Here is an 18,552-nt window from a genome sequence, read left to right on the forward strand (position 1 = left end):
TCTCGTGATCGCCTGGCAGCAGCGAGTCGCGACGGTTGTCGTCATGGACAGTCATTCGGGATGCAAAATCAAGATGCTCATGCGTCCAGCGCCGGCGCGGTTCTGACGCTGGCGTCGCCGAACAGGCGTCCCTTCTCGGCGACGAGGAAGCAGGCGAGTATCGGAGCGCGATGTGCTTCCACATCGCGCTCCGAGGCATGTCGTCAGGTCAATCAGCTTGCATCAAAGCCCGCGTGAAAGCTGACGCGCCCTGACGGTACCGGACCTTCGAACGCCTTTGCCATGAAGTATTCGGCCGGAACGCCTTCAAGGCGCAGGGCGGCGTGGTTCTCGAAGCCGAAGCGTTTGTAGTAGTCGGGCTCGCCGAGAACGACGCAGCCCTTGGCGCCGGTCTTTGCAAGGCGCGCAAGGCCTTCGCGGATCAGCCTGCCGCCGGTGCCGCTCTTCTGGTGGTCGGGCCTGACGGAGACGGGGCCGAGACCGAACCAGCCCTTGTCCTTCCCGTCGATCGTGACCGGGGAGAAGGCGACGTGACCGATGATTTCGCCCTGGTCGAGGGCGACCAGCGAGATCGTCAAGGCGCCGGCGTTGCGCAGCGCGTCGATGATTTCGGCCTCCGTCTGGCTGCTATAGGCCATCGGCGCAAAAGCGGCCTTGGTGATCTGCCGGATGGTTGCGATGTCAGTCGCTCGTTCGGAGCGTATGTCGATGGTGGTCATTGTCAAAAACCTGTTCTTGAAACCCTTCAGTCGCGCGCTGTCGACCGCGAACGACGGGTATCGTTCACCGGTGGCGCGGTTTCGCGTCTCGACCGATCGAGACGCTCAGTGGGTGAGAACAAGCTCCAGCATCGACAATTCCTCTGCTCAGTTCAGGCGAGCAGGTTCGGTATAGGGCCAGGCCTTTGCCATGGTCAACAGGCGGCTCTGGTAGCGCAACGCGTTCACGCGGCGGCCGGTTGAGGTCCGTTCCCGCTTCGTCGTTCGCGCCTGTTGCCTGCGTCCTAGTTTTCCTGAACCGAAACGCCGTCCTGGCCGATCTTGATCTCGACGCCCGGCTTCGTCTCTTCCTGGTAGACATAGATGCCGAGGCCGACGACGGCGACGGCAAGCAGGGCGATGACGAGATAGAGGCCGTTTCGGTTCATGCGGAACTCCTTTTTCGCGGTTTCGTCAGGGAAATAGGAGCTTCTCAAGGAAAGACAACGGGATAGCGACGAACATGCGCACGGAGGGTGGCCCGGCCAAGCGACTGAGGGGGCCGATTTGACCACTATGCTGGCGTCTGTGTGGCCGCGCAGGGGAACCTCAGCGCGCCCGCAGCGCCTTCTATTCCTGTGGCGTACAAAGGTTGATTTGCCTGCATTGGTTGATTTTCGCTAATTGAGGCAAATAGATTGAACGACGCGAATGACCGAATGCGGATGGTGGCCGGAATAATGGTGCTTGGAAGTTTCTACCGAAAAACCTTCGACATGGACCATTCGGACACGAGCGCCGCGGCGTTCTTCTCACGCGTGATCAAGCTCGTGCTCTCCTTCTGGGCGGCCGAGTTCTTCATGACCGGCGGGCTCTGGGTGGTGCTGGGCGTCAATCCGGTCGACTACGCGCCGATCAAGCTCGTCGTGTCGCTGGTTTGCGTGCTGATCACGCTGATGATTTCGCACATCGTGGCGATGATGCGCGCGCGGAACATCGCAGCCCAGGTTTTCGTGTCGGCCGTCCTGTCCATTCTGGCGTCGACGGTTGCAACCACCATCGACTATCACCTGTTCACCTATGTGAAGCCCGCAGTCGGTGTCGACTATACAATCGAGAACTTCTGCTACACGCTGTTTTACGGCGTCTCGCTGTTCTTCGGCTGGTCCTGCTTCTTCATCGCCTACATGTACAATCTGAAGGTCCGCGCGCAGGAGCGCCGGCTGGCGATCTCGCGCGAAGAGGCGCTGACCGCGAAGATGCAGGCGCTCTACTACCAGATCAATCCGCACTTCCTGTTCAACACGCTGAACTCGATCGTCGGTCTGATCGAGGAGGGCGCCTCCTCTCAGGCGAGCCGCGTGGTGCTTTCGCTGTCGTCGTTTCTGCGAAAGACGCTGGAGATGGATCCTCTGCGGGATCTGGCGCTTTCGGAGGAGCTGGCGTTGCAATCGGAATATCTGGCGATCGAGAAAGAGCGGTTCTCCGATCGCATCAGCGTCACGCTCGACATTCCGCAGGAGCTGAGAACGGCGCTGGTGCCGAGCCTGATCCTGCAGCCGCTCGTCGAGAATGCCGTGAAGCATGGGCTCGGGCGCTCGTCCGGCGATCTGAAGATCACGATCAGCGCGTCGCAGGAGGAAGACCGGCTGCAGCTTTCGGTCGACAACGTGTCCGATGCCGGCGAAGTCCTGCCGATGGTCAATCGATCCGGGCTCGGTGTGGGGCTTGCGAATGTCGAAGAGCGTGTCAAGGCGCGCTTCCCCGAGGGCGGTTCGCTCATCGCCGGACCGGTCTCCCCGGCCCATTTCCGCGTGACCCTGACCATGCCGTTGAGGGCACCCGCCGCCGATCGGCTTGCCGATGCTGCCATCAACGCCGTGACGGCCTGAACGGGGTGCGACAATGGCTGGCGCGCGCCCCTGGGAGGCGCGCGACGGGAGTAACAGGGGTGGCTCGCGTTCAGACCGAACGCGTCAGGCCGCCATCCACCTTCAGGTTCTGGCCGGTGATGTAGGCGGCACCATCAGAGGCGAGGAAGGCGACGGTGGCGGCGATCTCGGCGCTGGTGCCGTAGCGCTTCATCGGCACGGCATCGCGGCGCTCTTCGGTCGCCGGCAGGCTGTCGATCCAGCCGGGCAAAACGTTGTTCATGCGCACATTGTCGGCGGCATAGGTGTCGGCGAAGATCTTGGTGTAGGAGGCAAGACCGGCGCGGAAGACGGCGGAGGTCGGGAACATCGGCGAGGGCTCGAAGGCCCAGGCGGTGGAGATGTTGATGATCGCGCCCGCCTTCTGCTTCTGCATGATCGGCGTGACGAGGCGGACCGGGCGGATGACGTTCATCAGGTAGACGTCGAGGCCGGTGTGCCACTGCTCGTCGGTGATTTCGAGGATCTGGGCGCGCGGGCCATGGCCGGCGCTGTTGACCAGCACGTCGATCCGGCCCCATTTTTCCATGGCCGCATCGACAAGACGCTTCAGGTCATCGTTCGACTGGTTGGAGCCGGTGATACCGATGCCGCCGAGCTCGGCGGCGAGCGCCTCGCCCTTGCCGGAGGAGGAGAGGATCGCAACCTTGTAGCCGTCGGCTGCCAGACGCCTGGCGCTCTCGGCTCCCATGCCTGAGCCGCCGGCGGTGATTACGGCCACTTTTTCTACTGCCATTTTACCAATCTCCTCATCCATATTCGTGGAATGCCGCTTTCGCGGGTGCTGCCATTGAAATACCATCTCTTCCATGCGACGACGAAGCAATTTCGCTTTCATATGGCAGTAGAAAAACTATCCGATGAGTGATGCACCGGGAAAGCTCCCTTCGCTGAATGGGGTGAAAGTGTTCGAGGTGGCCGCGCGCCACCTGAACTTTCGCCTCGCAGCCGAGGAACTGGGCGTGACGCAAGGGGCCGTCGCCCAGCAGATCCGCGGGCTCGAGGCCGAGCTTGGGGTCAAGCTCTTCGAGCGGTTGCCGCGCGCGCTGGCGCTGACCGGCGAGGGGCGCGCCTATATCGCCGATGTCAGGCGGGCGCTGGAGATCATCGCGCGGGCGACCGACGGGCTGAAGCCCCAGCCGGTGCGGCTGACGATCAGCACCACGCCGTCCTTCGCGTCGCGCTGGCTGATCCCGCGCCTGCCGGATTTCACCGCGCGGCATCCGGATCTCGACCTGCATATTCTGGCGACCGACCGCATGTCGAGCTTCCAGGCCGATGGCGTTGATCTCGCCGTGCGCTATGGGCGGCCACCCTTCGGGCCGGGGCTTGCGGTGGAACTGCTGTTCGAGCAGGAGATCGTCGCGGTCTGCAGCCCGATGCTGCTTGCCGGGCGGCCGGCGCCGAAAACCGCCGAGGAACTGGCCGGCTACACGCTGCTGCACGACGCCCATAATTTCTGGCCGGAGTTCATCGAGCGGCATTTCGGTGGCAGCCGGCAGGCCTCGTTCAAGGGCATCAGCTTCAACCAGACCTCGCACGCGATCGAGGCGGCGACGGCAGGTCAGGGGATCGTTCTTGCCAACCGCGATTTCGTCGCGCGCGATCTCGCCGAGGGGCGGCTCATCCGGCTGTTCGAGGGCTCGATGACCGGGCCCTCGGATTTCTATCTGGTCTGGCCGCGCTACCGAAAGTCGCTCAGCCTTCAAACTGTGATCGCCTGGCTCAGTGACGAGGCGAAAAAGGAGCGGGGAGGCCCGACCGATCGGGGGCCTGCAAATGGGTGGCGGAGCGAGGGTTCCTGATCCGCGATCAGCGACGCAGCGCCGTGTCGAGCCGGTAGAGCAGGGCGTGAAACGCACCTTTGCTGGGCTTTCGTCCCGGCAACTTGCCGACGATGCCTCGGATCTCCGGCGACGCGGCGGCGATCAGTTGCCGAAGGTCGGCTTCGATGGTGGCGGCCTCGTCCGCCGCGCCGATCGAGAGCGCCTGGATGGCGTAGGCAGCCGGGCCGAGCACATGGTTGATCTGGTGCGGCGTTTCGATCGGATGGGTATAGGGCGCACCGGCCGCAGCAATGGCCGCGCGGGCGGCAGCCTTGGCGGCGGGATCGTCAACCGCGCGCGCCGCTGCCTGGGCGCCCCAGGCGGCTTTGCGCAAGGTGGCCGTGCGCGGACCGCCCTCGGAAAAGGCGACAGCCGCGGCGATCGCCTCGCGCGGCCGGGTATCGCCCGGTACCGCCGCCTCGAAGACCGGCAGCGCGCGCGCGGCGCACAGGACCGCCCAGCGGGTGATATGGCGCAGGTCGTCTTCGGTCAGGAGCGGTTGTGAGGCTTCGTCGGTCATGGGGTGCTCATGGTGAACAGGCCGAATGCATATCATGCGGTCGCCACGTGACAAGCCGATCGGTTGTATAAAGGACGCAGGTTGCATCCCTTCATAAACGCCATATCTTTCACCGCCGAGCCATTTGCAGCCGCAAACTCAGGAAAAGGGAGGCTCCATGCCGGCCGTCGGTTCCGATTATGGCGATGTCGTTGCCTGGCGGCGCGACATTCATGCCCATCCGGAGTTGCAGTTCGACGTCCACAGAACGGCGGAGTTCGTGCGTTCCAAACTCGCCGCGTTCGGATGCGACGAGGTCGTGACCGGCATCGGTCGGACGGGCGTCGTGGGCGTTATCCACGGCCAGAAGCGGTCAAGCGGCAGGGTGATTGGCCTGCGGGCGGATATGGATGCCTTGCCAATCGAGGAGGCGACGGGGGCCGCCTGGGCGTCAAGGACAACGGGCGTCATGCACGCCTGCGGTCATGACGGCCACACGGCGATGTTGCTGGGGGCCGCGCGGGAATTGGCCGAGGCGCGAGCATTTGACGGCACGGCCGTGGTCGTCTTTCAGCCGGCCGAAGAGGGCGGCGGCGGTGGCAAGGCCATGGTCGACGATGGCCTTATGGAGCGTTTCGGAATCAACGAGATCTATGCCATGCACACGGAGCCCGGTTTGCCGATCGGGCAGTTTGCCACCGCTTGTGGACCTCTGGCCGCTTCGGCCGATGGCTTCAGGATCAGGGTCGACGGCAAGGGCGCGCATGGCGCTTCCCCGCACGTCAGCGTCGATCCGCTGGTGGTCGGCGCCAATATACTTCTGGCCTTGCAGACGATCGTCTCCCGCAACGTCCATCCGCGTCAGTGCGCCGTGGTCACGGTCGGCTGGATGGCAGGAGGCAAGGCCGGCAACGTCATCCCCCAATCGGCCGAGATGGGCGGGACGACCAGGACCTACGATCCCGGCACGAGAGACCTGATAGAGGCGCGCGTTACCTCCATCGCGCAACGGATTGCCGAGGCCTACGGAGCCAGCGCCACGGTCACCTACAAACGCATGTTTCCGCCGACCGTGAACCATGGAAGAGAGACCGCCTTTGCCGTCAGCGTGGCGCGATCCCTGGTCGGAGACGCGCACGTCAACGACGCCCTGGAGCCGCTGATGGGCTCGGAGGACTTTGCCTTCATGCTCGAAGCGCGCCCCGGCAACATCATGCTGATCGGTAATGGCGACAGCGCGTCGGTGCATGACGCGCGGTTCGATTTCAATGACGATGCCATTCCTTTCGGCGTGGCCTATTTCAGGGCCATCGTGGAGGGCAGAATGCCGCTCTGAGCGATCGGCCGGATGTCCATCGCGCTGCGGCTGCAGCGACGACATCAACGAGGTTTCCTGCCCTCAACGCTCCCAGCCCTCGGTAAACGGAAAGCGTTCCGCCCAGAGCGTCGCGAGCTTCGGATCGGTATCGACGCGGCGGACGATGTCGGCAAGGGTCGGGGCGACCTCGTAGAAGCGGCGGCGGCCGGGTGACCAGCGCGAGGCAGTGGCGACGTAGAGGTCGAGGACCGACAGTTCATCGCCGAGAAGGTATTTGCCCGGTTGCAGTTCCGCGCCCATTCGCTGCCAGCAATGGGCGACGCGGTCGAACACGCGGGCCTTGACGGTTGCGTGGTCTTCTTCCCGTTCGGCGATGCGGGACGGGTTGTCGGTGATCCAATAGAGCGCGTAGATGGCGGCGGATACGAAGGTCATCCATCGGAGAAACGCCGGCCGTTTTGGGTCGGTTATCGCCGGGGCCAGACGGCTCTGAGGGTGTGCGTCGGCAAGCCAGATCAGGATCGCGGCACTTTCGGTCATCAGTTCGCCGGTCGGGAGTGCGAGGGCCGGAACCTGGCGCAGGGGATTGATGCGCGCCAGCCTGTCCGCCTCCTGCTTTCCTTCCCAGGGGGCGTGTTCCTCGACGCGGTAGGGCACGCCGATGAGGCTCAAAACGGCCTCGATCGGAACCGATCCTGAGCCTGAGGCTCCGTAGACGACAAACGGCTCGGCCAACTGCTCTTCTCCTCCTGGTCGTGCCGCGACGAATCCGGCCGAAGCTTGGTCGCCCTGCGTCGAGACTGGGGGCGGGGCGGGTATTCCGCGTTGCAGTCGCATAGATCCCCGCTTTCGCGATACAATCAAGGCCCTGAGGTGCAATTGGACGTTTCGCCGCAAATCCCGGTTGCAGCGGGCAGGCGGACCGTTTCCGCTTTCCGCGGCAAGGGGCTCCGGTTCCATCTGCCGGAGCGACGGTTCGTCCGCATGCCGACCTTTTGACCGTGCCCGGTTGCAGTTGGCGCGGTTCCAGGCTGAAGCAGGACACGAGGATTGATCCGATGTCGCCAGTCACCGCCGCGTCTCCGACGCTCGATCGCGACCTTCTGCTGAAGGCGGCACAGGAGCGTCTGCTGCGCTCGGAATGGTCGCGGGAGCTGTTGCGATCGTTTCAGGGGGGCGCGCTGCAATCCGCCCTGAAGTATGCGGTCAATGCGTCACCCTACTATCGCGAAACCATTGGCGACCGCTTGGCGCAGGGGGCCGCACTCAAGGACCTGCCCGTGCTGACGAAGCGGGCGCTTATGGAGAATTTCGACCGGATCGTTACCGACCCGAGGCTGAGCCGGCAACTGGTCGAGGGGCATCTCGGCGGACAGTCTTCCGGCTCGCTTCTGCTTGGTGAATACAGAGCCGTTGCCACGGGCGGCACGACCGGCGAGCGTGGGGTCGCGGTCTTCGATCCCGCAGCCTGGCTATCGGCCATCGCCAACATGGTACGTTTCCAGGCGATCGTCGGCATCGACGAGACGACGCGCAGTGTTGCCATATTCGCCGCGTCGCCGGTCCATATTTCCTACCATATCGGCGTGGAGCTTCGGGCGTTGAGGCCGCCGGCGCCCCGGTTCAACGTGCTGATGCCGATCGAGGAGATCGTGGAGGGCCTCAACCTGAACCAGCCCGAGGTGATCTCGACCTATCCGTCCTTCGTGCGTGTCCTGGCGGGCGAGCAGCAGGCGGGGCGGCTGAGGATCAGGCCGCGGCTTTTCCGAACCAGCGCCGAGACGCTGACGGAGGAGGTGCGCGAGCTTGCGGCCGAGACCTGGCAGGCGGCCATCGCCGACAGCTATGTCTGCACCGAGGCGGGACCCATGGGCCACGAATGCTTGCTTGGCGACGGGCTGCATCTCGCCGAAGACAGCTTCGTCTTCGAGGTGGTGGACGGAGACGACCGCCCGGTACCCGACGGCGTGGAGGGTGCGAAGCTGCTGGTGACGACCCTTGCCAATCGCGCGCTGCCGCTGGTGCGCTACGAGATCTCCGACATCGTGGCGATGGCGACCGAGCCGTGCCGCTGCGGCCTGCCGTTCTGGCGGATCGGGTCGATTGCCGGGCGGAGGGAAGAGACGCTGCGGCTGCCCAGGCGTGGTGGTGGGACGGTCAATGTGCACGCCCACCGGCTTCGCTCGCCGCTGACGGGTGCGGCCGGGGTGCGGCAATTCCAGTTCGTGCAACTGCCGGATGGTCTGGAAATCGCGATCGCCGTGTTTGAAGGCGCCGATGCGGCCGCCGTCCACGCTGCCGTCGAACTGGGCGTGCGTGCGGCACTCGAGGCGGTGGAAGCCGAACCCGCGGAGTTCCGTGTGCGGGTCGTGGATGCGATCGCGCGTTCGGGCGGCGGCGCGAAGCAAAAGCTGGTGGTCTCCGGCGGCGACTAGGAGAGGGCAGGATGCACGCGTGGTGCAATCGCGGCCCGGCTTCGGCCACGCGGCAGCAGGTGGACATTCCGGTGGCCGGCGGGCGGGCAAGCGGCTTATAGTGTTGATAGGCCGGTCCGGGCCCGATATGAAGCCGGCCTCTTGCCCGCGATACGGAGTTTTGAAGATTGAGCGTTGCCTTCACCAAGGAAGAAAGTGCCGAAACCGCCGCCGAAACGTTGCTGCCGGACCGGGCGGTTTCGTCGCATCCGAACCTGGTGACAAAGGCGGGGCTGACGGCGCTGGAGGCGCAGATGCAGGAGGCGCGGGTCGCCTATGAAGCGGCAGCCACGATCGACGACGTGAACGAAAAGCGGCGGCAGCAGGCGGGACCCTTGCGGGACGTGCGCTATCTCTCCGAACGGCTGCGCACCGCACAGCTGATGCCCGAACCTGCCTCCAACGAGATCGTCGCCTTTGGCAGCACGGTGACCTTCAGCCGGGACGACGGGCGGGTACAAAAATACCGGATCGTCGGCGAGGACGAGGCAGACCCCAAGGCGGGATCGATCTCCTATGTCTCGCCGGTGGCACGCATCCTCATGGGCAAGGCAGTGGGCGACCTCGTCACGGTCGGCGACCAGGAGCTCGAGGTCGTGGCGATTTCCTGACCTTTAGCGTTTCGGCTTGATCGCGTGGATTCGTGGCCATTATTATCGTATCCGATTTAATAGTGTCATCTTGACATTTCGCTGTTGCTCGGTATTTATATCGCGTCCGATCTAATTTGGCGGTGCCGGATGATCGGAGGCGCTTGCCGGAGGCAGGCGGCCAAGAGGTTTCCTCGGTTCGTCGGTACGGAGAATGGACATGCACAACACTGGTGACGCTACGCCCGTTCGCGCCTATCGCGAGTTTTCCCGCGTGCTCGATCCCGATGTCTACGAGCCGCTGCCGGATGACTGGCTGATCGGCATCACCGACGTCGTGAATTCCACCGGCGCGATCCGGGCCGGGCGCTACGAGGACGTCAACTATGTCGGCGCTTCGGCGATTGCCGCCATCGGCAATGCGCGCGGCGATTTCGATTTTCCCTTCGTGTTTCGCGGCGATGGCGCGGCCTTTGCGCTGGCGCCCGGTGGCGCGGCAATGGCAGCTTCGGCGCTGCGGCAGCTCGCCGCCTTCGCAAGGGACCGGTTTGGTCTCGATTCGCGCGTCGGCCTGCTGACGGTCCGGGATATCAGGGACCATGGCCAGGATGTGCGCATCGCCCGCTATGCCGCATCGGAAAACGCGACCTATGCGATGTTTGCCGGCGGTGGGCTTAAGTGGGCGGAGCGGCAGTTGAAAGAGGGTCGTTACCTGCTTTCGCCGGAAAGCCATGGAGCCGAACCGGATCTGACCGGCCTTGCCTGCGAATGGCGGCCGTTTCCAAGCCGGCAGGGGCAGATCCTGTCGCTGCTGGCCGAACCCGCCGACGACGTGACGCCCGAGCGCTTTGCCGCCGTGGCGCGCGCGGTGATCGCTGTCTTCGATCAAGGGCCGCGGCAGTCGCATCCTCTGCCTGAGGAAATGGGTGTGCCGAAGGACGCGCGGGTGCGGGTTGCGCCCGAGCGCTGGGCGGGAGTGGCCGCCAGTTCCGATTTTCGCAAATATGACGACGGCCTGCGCCTGACGGTGGATTGCACGACGGAGCAGATCGACCGCATCGAGGCGATCCTTGCGGCCGCCAAGGCGCGCGGCGAGGTGATCTTCGGGCTGCACCGGCAGAGCCACGCGCTGATGACCTGCCTTGTGCCGTCGGCGCGACCGGATGCGCACTTGCATTTTCTCGACGGCATGGACGGCGGTTACGCCAAAGCGGCGGAAATGATGGTGCCGCGTGAGCGCTTGAGTGCCTGATCCGGCCAAGCGGCAAGGGCGGCGGAGAGCCGCCCTTGCGCGTGATGCTGGCCGCTCCAATCGCCGTGCCGGCCTTTGCGCGAGCGATAATCGCGGCAGCGGCAGGCGGGCGTTTCAGCGACCTTCACTATTTCCGGTTTCCGGGCTGACCAGCGCCTAGCAGGTTGTCGCGCAGCTTTGCCACCGACCGCTGCACCGTCTCAAAGTCGTCACCGAGGCCGATCACGTCGGTCAGCGCAGCACCCGGCTCGGCATCCACCACCGCCTGGCCGGCCGGCGTCAGCGTCAGCCGCACCTGGCGTTCGTCTGCGGGATCGCGGCGACGCTGAAGGTAACCGTCAGCCTCGAGCTTCTTCAGGATCGGCGTCAGCGTGTTCGATTCCAGAAAGAGCTTTTCACCAAGCGTGCTCACCGTCTGGTCGTCCTCTTCCGACAGCGCCACGAGGGTCACGTATTGGGTATAGGTGAGGCCCAGCTTGTCGAGCAGGGGCTTATAGGCGCGGCCGAAGGCAAGATTTGCCGAGTAGATCGCAAAGCACAGGAAGTTCGAAAGCTTCTTGCCGCCCTTGGCCGATGCAGTGCCAGGGTCCTTGGCAGTCTTGGACGTGGACATGGGAATCTTTTTTCCTTTTCGTTGTCTGCACTTAATATAAATCGTATCCGATTAAATCGCAATGGTGTTGACGATGCCTCACGCTTCATCTATAAACATCGCATCCGATTAAAGCGGATCCGATAAAAAATCAAACAGAGAGGAAATGACATGACCGAGAAGCTTCTTTTCACCGGCAAGACCCACAACACCAGCGGCCGCGACGGCGGCACCATCAGCCAAGACGGCACTTTGGAACTCAAGCTCACCCAGCCGCATCCGGCCGCGGAAAACCTGTTCGGCGCCGCCTGGTCGGCCTGTTACCTGGGCGCGATCGAGCTCGCAGCGCTGCAGCGCAAGGTGAAGCTCCCGGCCGGGCCGCAGGTCGATACCGAGATCGATCTCAACGTCAACGACGGCTCCTATTTCCTGCGTGCCCGCCTGAACGTTCGCCTGGATGGTCTCGACCGCGACGTTGCGCACGACATCATCCACGCCGCCCATGATATCTGCCCTTACTCCAAGGCAGTGCGCGGCAACATCGACGTCGAGACCAATCTCCTCTGATTTCGGCTTAAAAAAACCTATTGATATCACCGGGATGTGCCTGAGCTGGTCACCAGCCGCGGCGCATCCCGATTTCGTTTCAGCAGCGCTCGTTCCTCTACGCATGGCGTCCGGCGGCGGCGGAGGAGGGATTTTCCCGACGGGACCTCACAAGAATGTAATTTGGCCGATCGTCCGCCTTGTTGGTATTTTCGCGCCTTCGCATGTACAGGGGAGCGGCCCTGAGGGGCCGATGGTCGCATGCCTTACAACCTCACGGTCAATGGAAAGAGCTATGCCGTCGATGTGGACGGCGATATCCCTCTGCTCTGGGTCCTGCGCGACACGATAGGGCTTACCGGAACCAAATTCGGCTGCGGCATCGCCATGTGCGGCGCCTGCACGGTGCATGTCGACGGGCAGGCGGCGCGCTCCTGCGTGATGCCGGTGTCAGAGGCGGCGGAGAAGCCGATCACCACGATCGAGGCGATCGGCGACACGCCGGAGGGCAAACGGGTGCAGCAGGCCTGGCTCGACATCGACGTGGTGCAGTGCGGCTACTGTCAATCCGGGCAGATCATGTCGGCGACCGCGCTCATTGCCGCCAATCCCACGCCGACCGACGACGACATCGATGCCGTCATGGCCGGAAACATCTGTCGATGCGGCACCTATCCGCGCATTCGTGCAGCCATCAAGCTTGCGGCGCGGGGGTGATGCCATGTCCATCTTCGACAGAACGAACCTTTCCTTATCGCGCCGCCAGCTTCTGATCGGCGCATCGCTGACCGGTGCGGGGCTGGTGATCAGCTTCAGGCCGCAGGCGGCCGTCGCAGCGGGCGAGCCCTTTTCGCCGAACGCCTTCATCCGCATTCCCCAGGAAGGCAAGATCACCTTCGTCATGCCCTCGGTGGAAATGGGGCAGGGCATCTATACGGCGGTCGCGATGATGCTTGCCGAAGAGCTGGAGGTCGGGCTCGACCAGGTGGTGCTGGAACATGCGCCGGCCGACCCCAAGCAATATGCCAATCCGCTGCTGGGCGACCAGATCACCGGCGGTTCCTTTGCGATCCGCGGTGTCTACGAGCAGATGCGCAAGGCGGGTGCGGCGGCCCGCATCATGCTCATCGGTGCTGCGGCGCGCGACTGGGGCGTTTCGCCCGACGCCTGCAAGGCCGAGGCGGGACATGTGGTCGAGACCGCCGGCAGCCGGCGCGCCGCCTATGGCAGCCTGATTGCGGCTGCGGCCTCTGAAGTCGTGCCGCAGGAGGTGCCGCTGAAGCCGGCGTCCAGCTACCGGGTGATCGGCAAGCCGGTGCATCGTCTCGACAGCCCGGAGAAGGTGAACGGCACGGCGAAATTCGGCATCGATGCCCGCCCGGATGGCGTCTCCTATGCGGCGATCGCGATCTGTCCGCACTTCAACGGCAAGCTGCGCTCAGTCGACGAGGCCCCGGCCATGGCGATCAAGGGCGTCAGTCAGGTGGTCCGCATCGAGGAGGCCGTCGCGGTCGTCGCCAACAATACCGGCGCTGCGCGGAAGGGGCTCGCGGCCCTTTCGATCGAATGGGATCCGGGGCCGAGCGCCTCGGTTTCGCAAGCCGAACTCGAGCACCTCATGGATGCGGCGATCGACGGCAAGGCCCTGCCGCATGTCAGCGAAGGCGATGTCGCCAAGGCCGAGGCCGAGCATGGGCCGGTGCACGAATTCGTCTACCGCATGCCGATCCTGACCCATTCCGCCATGGAGCCGATGAATTGCACCGTGCATGTGCGCCCCGATGGCTGCGAGGTCTGGGTGGGGACGCAGATCATGAGCCGGGCACGGCAGGCGGCGGCCGACGTGACCGGCCTGCCGGTCGAAAAGGTGGTGGTGCACAACCACTTGCTCGGCGGCGGCTTTGGCCGCAGGCTCGATGTCGACGGCGTGATCCTCGCGACGAAGATCGCCAAGCAGGTGAAGGGCCCGGTGAAAGTGACCTGGAGCCGGGAGGAGGACATCCGTCACGACTGCTATCGTTACCTCAACTACAGCAAGGTGACGGCGACGCTCGGGGCCGACGGCATGCCGGTCTCCTGGCGGCACCGGGTCATCGGCCCGTCGGTCATGGCGCGCTGGTTCCCGGGCTTTACCAAGGACGGTGTCGACCTCGACCAGATGGCGGGGGCCGAAACGCCCTATGCGATCGAAAACAGGCAGACCGATTTTGCCCGCCAAGAGGCGCCGGATGGCATGCTCACCGGCAACTGGCGTGGTGTCGGCGCCACCCGCAACATTCCCCCGGTCGAATGCGGAATCGACGAACTGGCGGAACTGGCGGGCATCGATCCGCTCGAATACCGACGGCGGCTGCTGCAGCACAAGCCGCGGCTGCTCGGCGCGCTCGACCTTGCAGCCGAGAAGGCCGGCTGGTCGACCCCGCTTGCCAAGGGCAGGGGGCGGGGTATCGCGGTTGCCGAGGATTTCGGCAGCTTCGCGGCGATGGTCGCCGAAGTCAGCCTCGACGGGAACGGCAGGTTCAAGACCGAGCGTATCGTCTGCGCGGTCGATTGCGGCCAGGTGATCAACCCGGACACGGTCGAAGCACAGATCCAGAGCGGTGTCGTCTACGGCCTGAGTGCGGCACTTTACGGGCGCATCACCGTTGAAAACGGCGCGGTGGTCGAAGGGAATTTCGACGATGCGCCTGTCCTGCGCATTCACGAGACGCCGCCGATCGAGGTGCATATCGTGCCGAGCGCCGAGGCGCCCGGCGGCATCGGCGAGGTGGGCACGCCCGGCGTGGCGCCGGCGCTTCTGAACGCGATCTTCATGGCGACCGGGAAGCGGCTCAGAACCCTGCCGATCGACCAGGGCGACCTGAGGAGGGTGTGACCATGAACAGGCCCGCCCTTGCTCTCTCGCTTGCATCCGCGCTCGTGGCCGCAGGTCTCATCGCCACTTTCGAGCCGGTCAGCGGTTTTGCCGAAACCGCCAGCGGCGGCGCCTTGAAAGGCGCGGCCGACTTTGCCTCGATCACCGACGCGCGCCAGCGCTCGAAGGCGATCTTTGCCGAGGCGAGCCGGGTGCTCACCCATCCGCGCTGCATCAACTGTCACCCGGCAACGCGCAGCCCGACGCAGGGCGAGGACATGCACCCGCATGTGCCACTGATGATCGCCGCCGACAGTTCGATGGGCCCGGCCGGCCTTGCCTGCAGCACCTGCCACGGCGCGGAGAACCGGGCGATCGTCGGCAGCCGGCTGAAGTCCATCCCCGGCAACGCCCATTGGCAGCTGGCGCCCGAAAGCATGGCCTGGCAGGGCCTCACCGTTCGCGAGATCTGCGAACAGGTGAAGGACACAGAGCGTAACGGCAACCGCTCCCATGCCGATCTCATCAAGCACATGGGCGAGGATCACCTGGTCGGCTGGGCCTGGCATCCGGGTGAGGGCCGCAGCGCGCCGCCCGGTTCGCAACCGGAGTTCGCCGCGCTGATCACGGCCTGGGTGGATACCGGCGCGGAATGTCCGGACTGAGCGGAAGCTCATGTCCGGACTGAGCGGAAGCTCAAGTTTGGGCTAAGCGGATTGGATTGCCGGCGAGCGCTGTATCAGCCTGTCGAAGCGCGTGCCGCGCACGGCGTCATGCAATCTTCAGCAGCCTTCGCCAAGCCTGCTGCAAGATTGGATTTGATGCGGCCAAGTAACTGTAAACAACTGAAAATTGCAAGATCGAGGCGTTGCTGCGACGATCGGGGAGCGCTGGCACGTCGTCGCTAGGAGCGGGTCCTCCTTGACAATGCAGCCGGACTGTTCGACCTTCGCGCTCATGACCTGCCGCCTCGCCAAACTGACGACTGCGAAAAAAGCCCCGCACCCGGGGCTGTCGGTCGTTGCGCGCAGAGCATAGCAAGCACAAGGATCAGATCGACCCCGCCGGTTCGGACGGGGTTTTCGCTTGCGCTCTCCGTCTCCGGTTTTTTCAAGGAGATGGAATTTCATGGAAAGCACAGCTTCAACGCAATCGCCGGGCCTTGGCGGCCTCTGGCTGCCGCTGATCACGCCCTTTCGCGATGGTGAACTGGACGAGCGCTCACTCCGCCGGCTGGTCGCCCACTATGCGGCCGAGCCGATCGATGGCTTCATTCTCGGCGCGACCACGGGCGAGGGCATGGCGCTCGACGAGGCGGAGTGCGAGCGGGTGGTTGCGATCACCAATCAGGCCCTGGCTGGATCCGGCCGGCGCATCCCGGTCTATTTCGGGCTTTCCGGCAGCGATACGCGGAAGTCGGTGAAGGCGCTGGAGCGGATGGCCGCTTGGGGCGTCGATGGCTATCTGATTGCCTGCCCCTATTACACGCGGCCGTCGCAGCGGGGGCTGTTTGCGCATTTCTCGGCCCTTGCTGATGCCACGGACCGGCCGATCCTGATCTACAACATTCCCTACCGGACGGGCGTCAACCTCGGCAACGAGACGATGCTGCAACTGGCGGAACGGAGAAACATCGTCGGCGTCAAGGATTGTTCGGCGGATGCGACGCAATCCTTCGATCTGCTGCGCCACAAGCCGCGCGATTTCGCCGTACTGACCGGCGAGGACCCGTTGTTCTACACGGCGCTGACGCAAGGGGCCGAAGGCGGGATCACGGCGTCAGCCCATGTGCAGACGGCAGCGTTCGCCGATGTTCGCAACAGGCTGCTTGCCGGCGACCAGGCGGGGGCGCTTTCCGCATGGCAGCGCCTTGCCGACCTGCCGCGGCTGCTCTTTGCCGAGCCGAGCCCCGGGCCGATCAAGCACTGGCTGTGGCGCGCGGGGCTGATCGACAGCCCGGAGATGCGCCTACCGATGGTGCCGGTGAGTGATGACTTGGCGCTGAGGATCGAAAGGGCGATAGCGGCGCAGGACGGCTGCCGCTGAGCCTGCGACGGTTCCTCAAGGCGGGGCGATCGGTGAAAGGAAGATCGCCCTGCTTTGCGTGATCGTTTGCATCGTATTTTAACAGTTACGTACTTTCGCCGAACGGCTTGTTTCGGCAGGATAGCGGTCCTCACGCGCGGTGTCCGACGGCCCTGTGCGGATCCGTGCTGCTGGGCATTGAAATGCCGCAGTTGAGGAAAAAAACAGAGAACCATTCTTGCGAGCGATCCGTGTCCTGAACCGTCACGGGTGAGGGCGAAAGGCCGGTTTTCCGGCGCGAGGACGAAGCCGGGCGAGATGGACGGTGTGCCAAAAACGGGGCGCCTGTGCGGGTGCCTTTCGAAAGCTGATTGATCAGGACGCCTGGAGACGATGATGAAAACATCCGGCAGCAATCTTGAAATCACTCGACGCGACATGATGAAAGGCGGGATCGGAGCAGCCTCGCTTGCCGCGATCGGTGCCGGCGCGGCCGTTCCGGCGGCTTTGACCGCCGCCTCGGTCGTTACCTCGGCCACGCCCGCCGAGGCGCAGCAAGCGCTCGGGCCGGGAGCGCCGACGCTGCCGGTGACCGGCGTTGCCATGCATCCAGGCTATGCCCGTACGATCGGGCAGATGGCCTATATCTGGGGCTGGCCGATCGTCAACATGCTGAACCGCAGGGCCAAGGTCACCCAGGCGCCTTATGCGGGTCTGCTCGGTGGCCTTTCGCCGGTGGCCCCGCGCGGCCAGGTGGGCATGCTGCACGACTATATCGAGCCGTCGGAAACCTTCGTCACATGCCCCAACCAGGACGTCGTCTATGGCCTCGGTTTCTTCGAGCTCGACGATGAGCCCGTCGTCGCGCAGGTGCCCGACTTCGGCGACCGCTTCTGGCTCTATTCGCTCTACGATGCCCGCACCGATCAGTTCGGCCAGCTCGGCAAGCCCTATGGCACGCGGCCCGGCTTCTATCTTCTTGTCGGCCCCGACTGGGACGGGCTGAAGCCCGCCGGCATCACCGACATCATCCGCTCCCCGACATCGCTTGCGAGCGCCATTCCCCGCATCTTCCAGACCGATGTGAGCGACGACAACCAGGCGATCCAGCCGCTGATCAACCAGGTGGTTTTCTATCCGCTGAAAGAGTTTACCGGCGAGGCGAAGACGATCGAATGGGCAAAGCTGACCGACATTCCGGCTCCGCCCTTAAACGGCGGCGCGACCGACGCCGAAACCAAATGGGTGACGCCGGAGACGTTCTTCGACCAGTTCGGCGACGCCATCGCCGCGGTCGATCCGCTGCCGGGGGAGGAGGCGCTTTTTGCCCAGTTCCGCCTGTTGCTCGACGCGGCCGAGCGGGATCCCGAGCTTCGGGGCATGCTCGTCGACACCGCGATCGAGACCGAGAACAAGGTCATCCACCCCTTCTTGGAATGGCAGCGCAACGGGCTGCCGGCCGGCAATGGCTGGAACCGCTCGGTCAACAATGCGCAATGGGGGATCGACTACTTCAACCGGACCGGCACCGCCAAGTCGAACATGTTCAACAACCGGCCGAGCGAGACGCAGTATTTCTATACCGACTTCGACGGCGCCGGCGACCAGCTGACCGGCGTGAAACTCTACGAGATCACCTTTGCGCCCGGCCAGGAACCGCCGGTCAACGGCTTCTGGTCGCTGACCCTTTATGACGACAAGCACCTCTTCCACACCAACGACTTCAAGCGCTATTCGCTGGGCACCAAGAGCGACAGGCTGAAGCGCAATGCCGACGGCTCGCTGACGCTCTACGTGAGCGCCGAGCGCCCCGGCGGGGAGAAGGACAGCAACTGGCTGCCGGCGCCGCACGGAATCTTCTCGCTCTACATTCGCGCCTATTGGGGCAAGGACGCGATCCTCGACGGCACCTGGCAGCCGCCGAAGATCACGGTTGCAGCATGAGGG

At 64.4% G+C, this 18,552-nt stretch carries 18 protein-coding genes; 12 read left to right on the top strand and 6 right to left on the bottom strand.

All coding sequences use genetic code 11. The features are described from left to right. Positions 1-212 precede the first annotated feature (212 nt). Both OVA00_RS27210 and OVA00_RS27215 read right to left on the bottom strand, forming a co-directional pair. On the bottom strand, positions 213-710 hold the full coding sequence (locus OVA00_RS27210) for a GNAT family N-acetyltransferase (protein WP_034793767.1): 498 nt from the start codon (positions 708-710) through the stop codon (positions 213-215). A gap of 293 nt (positions 711-1,003) precedes the next feature. Further along, positions 1,004-1,147 carry a hypothetical protein gene (locus OVA00_RS27215; RefSeq protein ID WP_034793319.1) on the bottom strand — a complete coding sequence of 48 codons (144 nt, stop codon included), beginning with the start codon at positions 1,145-1,147 and terminating at the stop codon, positions 1,004-1,006. Between the two features lie 327 nt (positions 1,148-1,474). Between OVA00_RS27215 and OVA00_RS27220 the strand changes: the two genes are divergently transcribed. Then, positions 1,475-2,590 carry a sensor histidine kinase gene (locus OVA00_RS27220; protein ID WP_268089967.1) on the top strand — a complete coding sequence of 372 codons (1,116 nt, stop codon included), beginning with the start codon at positions 1,475-1,477 and terminating at the stop codon, positions 2,588-2,590. Between the two features lie 70 nt (positions 2,591-2,660). On the opposite strand, the gene OVA00_RS27225 is transcribed toward OVA00_RS27220, so the two are convergent. Further along, complete coding sequence (locus OVA00_RS27225) at positions 2,661-3,365, bottom strand: SDR family oxidoreductase (protein WP_034793321.1); 705 nt, start codon at positions 3,363-3,365, stop codon at positions 2,661-2,663. Between the two features lie 124 nt (positions 3,366-3,489). Between OVA00_RS27225 and gcvA the strand changes: the two genes are divergently transcribed. Beyond that, the gene (gcvA, locus tag OVA00_RS27230) at positions 3,490-4,434 is read left to right on the top strand and encodes a transcriptional regulator GcvA (RefSeq protein WP_113294337.1); all 945 of its coding nucleotides are present in this window, start codon (positions 3,490-3,492) and stop codon (positions 4,432-4,434) included. A 7-nt stretch (positions 4,435-4,441) separates the two neighbouring features. Here gcvA and OVA00_RS27235 read toward each other — a convergent pair whose 3' ends face one another. Beyond that, positions 4,442-4,975, bottom strand: a complete 534-nt coding sequence (locus OVA00_RS27235) for a putative immunity protein (RefSeq protein ID WP_268089968.1) — start codon at positions 4,973-4,975, stop codon at positions 4,442-4,444. Positions 4,976-5,132: 157 nt separating this feature from the next. On the opposite strand from OVA00_RS27235, the gene OVA00_RS27240 reads away from it, so the two are divergent. Beyond that, the gene (locus OVA00_RS27240) at positions 5,133-6,290 is read left to right on the top strand and encodes a M20 aminoacylase family protein (RefSeq protein ID WP_060516119.1); all 1,158 of its coding nucleotides are present in this window, start codon (positions 5,133-5,135) and stop codon (positions 6,288-6,290) included. A 63-nt stretch (positions 6,291-6,353) separates the two neighbouring features. Here OVA00_RS27240 and OVA00_RS27245 read toward each other — a convergent pair whose 3' ends face one another. After that, positions 6,354-7,007 (bottom strand): glutathione S-transferase family protein, encoded by a 654-nt coding sequence (locus tag OVA00_RS27245; protein ID WP_113189610.1) that lies wholly within the window; start codon positions 7,005-7,007, stop codon positions 6,354-6,356. A 323-nt stretch (positions 7,008-7,330) separates the two neighbouring features. On the opposite strand from OVA00_RS27245, the gene OVA00_RS27250 reads away from it, so the two are divergent. The 3 genes from OVA00_RS27250 to OVA00_RS27260 all read left to right on the top strand — a co-directional run bounded on the left by OVA00_RS27250 (position 7,331) and on the right by OVA00_RS27260 (position 10,588). Continuing rightward, positions 7,331-8,707 carry a phenylacetate--CoA ligase family protein gene (locus OVA00_RS27250; RefSeq protein WP_268089969.1) on the top strand — a complete coding sequence of 459 codons (1,377 nt, stop codon included), beginning with the start codon at positions 7,331-7,333 and terminating at the stop codon, positions 8,705-8,707. A gap of 167 nt (positions 8,708-8,874) precedes the next feature. Then, positions 8,875-9,357: a transcription elongation factor GreA gene (gene greA / locus OVA00_RS27255; protein WP_034793328.1), complete on the top strand. Its 483-nt coding sequence runs from the start codon at positions 8,875-8,877 to the stop codon at positions 9,355-9,357. A gap of 199 nt (positions 9,358-9,556) precedes the next feature. Beyond that, complete coding sequence (locus tag OVA00_RS27260; protein ID WP_268089970.1) at positions 9,557-10,588, top strand: DUF3095 family protein; 1,032 nt, start codon at positions 9,557-9,559, stop codon at positions 10,586-10,588. Between the two features lie 127 nt (positions 10,589-10,715). On the opposite strand, the gene OVA00_RS27265 is transcribed toward OVA00_RS27260, so the two are convergent. Continuing rightward, positions 10,716-11,201 (bottom strand): MarR family winged helix-turn-helix transcriptional regulator, encoded by a 486-nt coding sequence (locus tag OVA00_RS27265; protein WP_034793351.1) that lies wholly within the window; start codon positions 11,199-11,201, stop codon positions 10,716-10,718. A gap of 150 nt (positions 11,202-11,351) precedes the next feature. Here OVA00_RS27265 and OVA00_RS27270 point away from each other — a divergent pair, with 150 nt between their 5' ends. From OVA00_RS27270 to OVA00_RS27295, 6 genes are all read left to right on the top strand, one after another. Further along, on the top strand, positions 11,352-11,747 hold the full coding sequence (locus OVA00_RS27270; protein WP_034793353.1) for an Ohr family peroxiredoxin: 396 nt from the start codon (positions 11,352-11,354) through the stop codon (positions 11,745-11,747). Positions 11,748-11,987: 240 nt separating this feature from the next. Then, positions 11,988-12,443 carry a (2Fe-2S)-binding protein gene (locus OVA00_RS27275; protein ID WP_034793355.1) on the top strand — a complete coding sequence of 152 codons (456 nt, stop codon included), beginning with the start codon at positions 11,988-11,990 and terminating at the stop codon, positions 12,441-12,443. Between the two features lie 4 nt (positions 12,444-12,447). After that, entirely contained in the window at positions 12,448-14,601 is a 2,154-nt protein-coding gene (locus OVA00_RS27280) for a xanthine dehydrogenase family protein molybdopterin-binding subunit (RefSeq protein ID WP_113189608.1), read from the top strand. A 2-nt stretch (positions 14,602-14,603) separates the two neighbouring features. Further along, on the top strand, positions 14,604-15,245 hold the full coding sequence (locus tag OVA00_RS27285) for a hypothetical protein (protein ID WP_060583317.1): 642 nt from the start codon (positions 14,604-14,606) through the stop codon (positions 15,243-15,245). Between the two features lie 463 nt (positions 15,246-15,708). Beyond that, positions 15,709-16,626, top strand: coding sequence for a 4-hydroxy-tetrahydrodipicolinate synthase (gene dapA / locus OVA00_RS27290; protein WP_268089971.1), 918 nt, complete (start codon positions 15,709-15,711; stop codon positions 16,624-16,626). Between the two features lie 375 nt (positions 16,627-17,001). Next, positions 17,002-18,549, top strand: a complete 1,548-nt coding sequence (locus OVA00_RS27295; RefSeq protein ID WP_083523527.1) for a DUF1254 domain-containing protein — start codon at positions 17,002-17,004, stop codon at positions 18,547-18,549. Positions 18,550-18,552 lie beyond the last annotated feature (3 nt).

Source organism: Ensifer sp. SL37 (assembly GCF_026672675.1).
GTDB lineage: Bacteria > Pseudomonadota > Alphaproteobacteria > Rhizobiales > Rhizobiaceae > Ensifer > Ensifer adhaerens.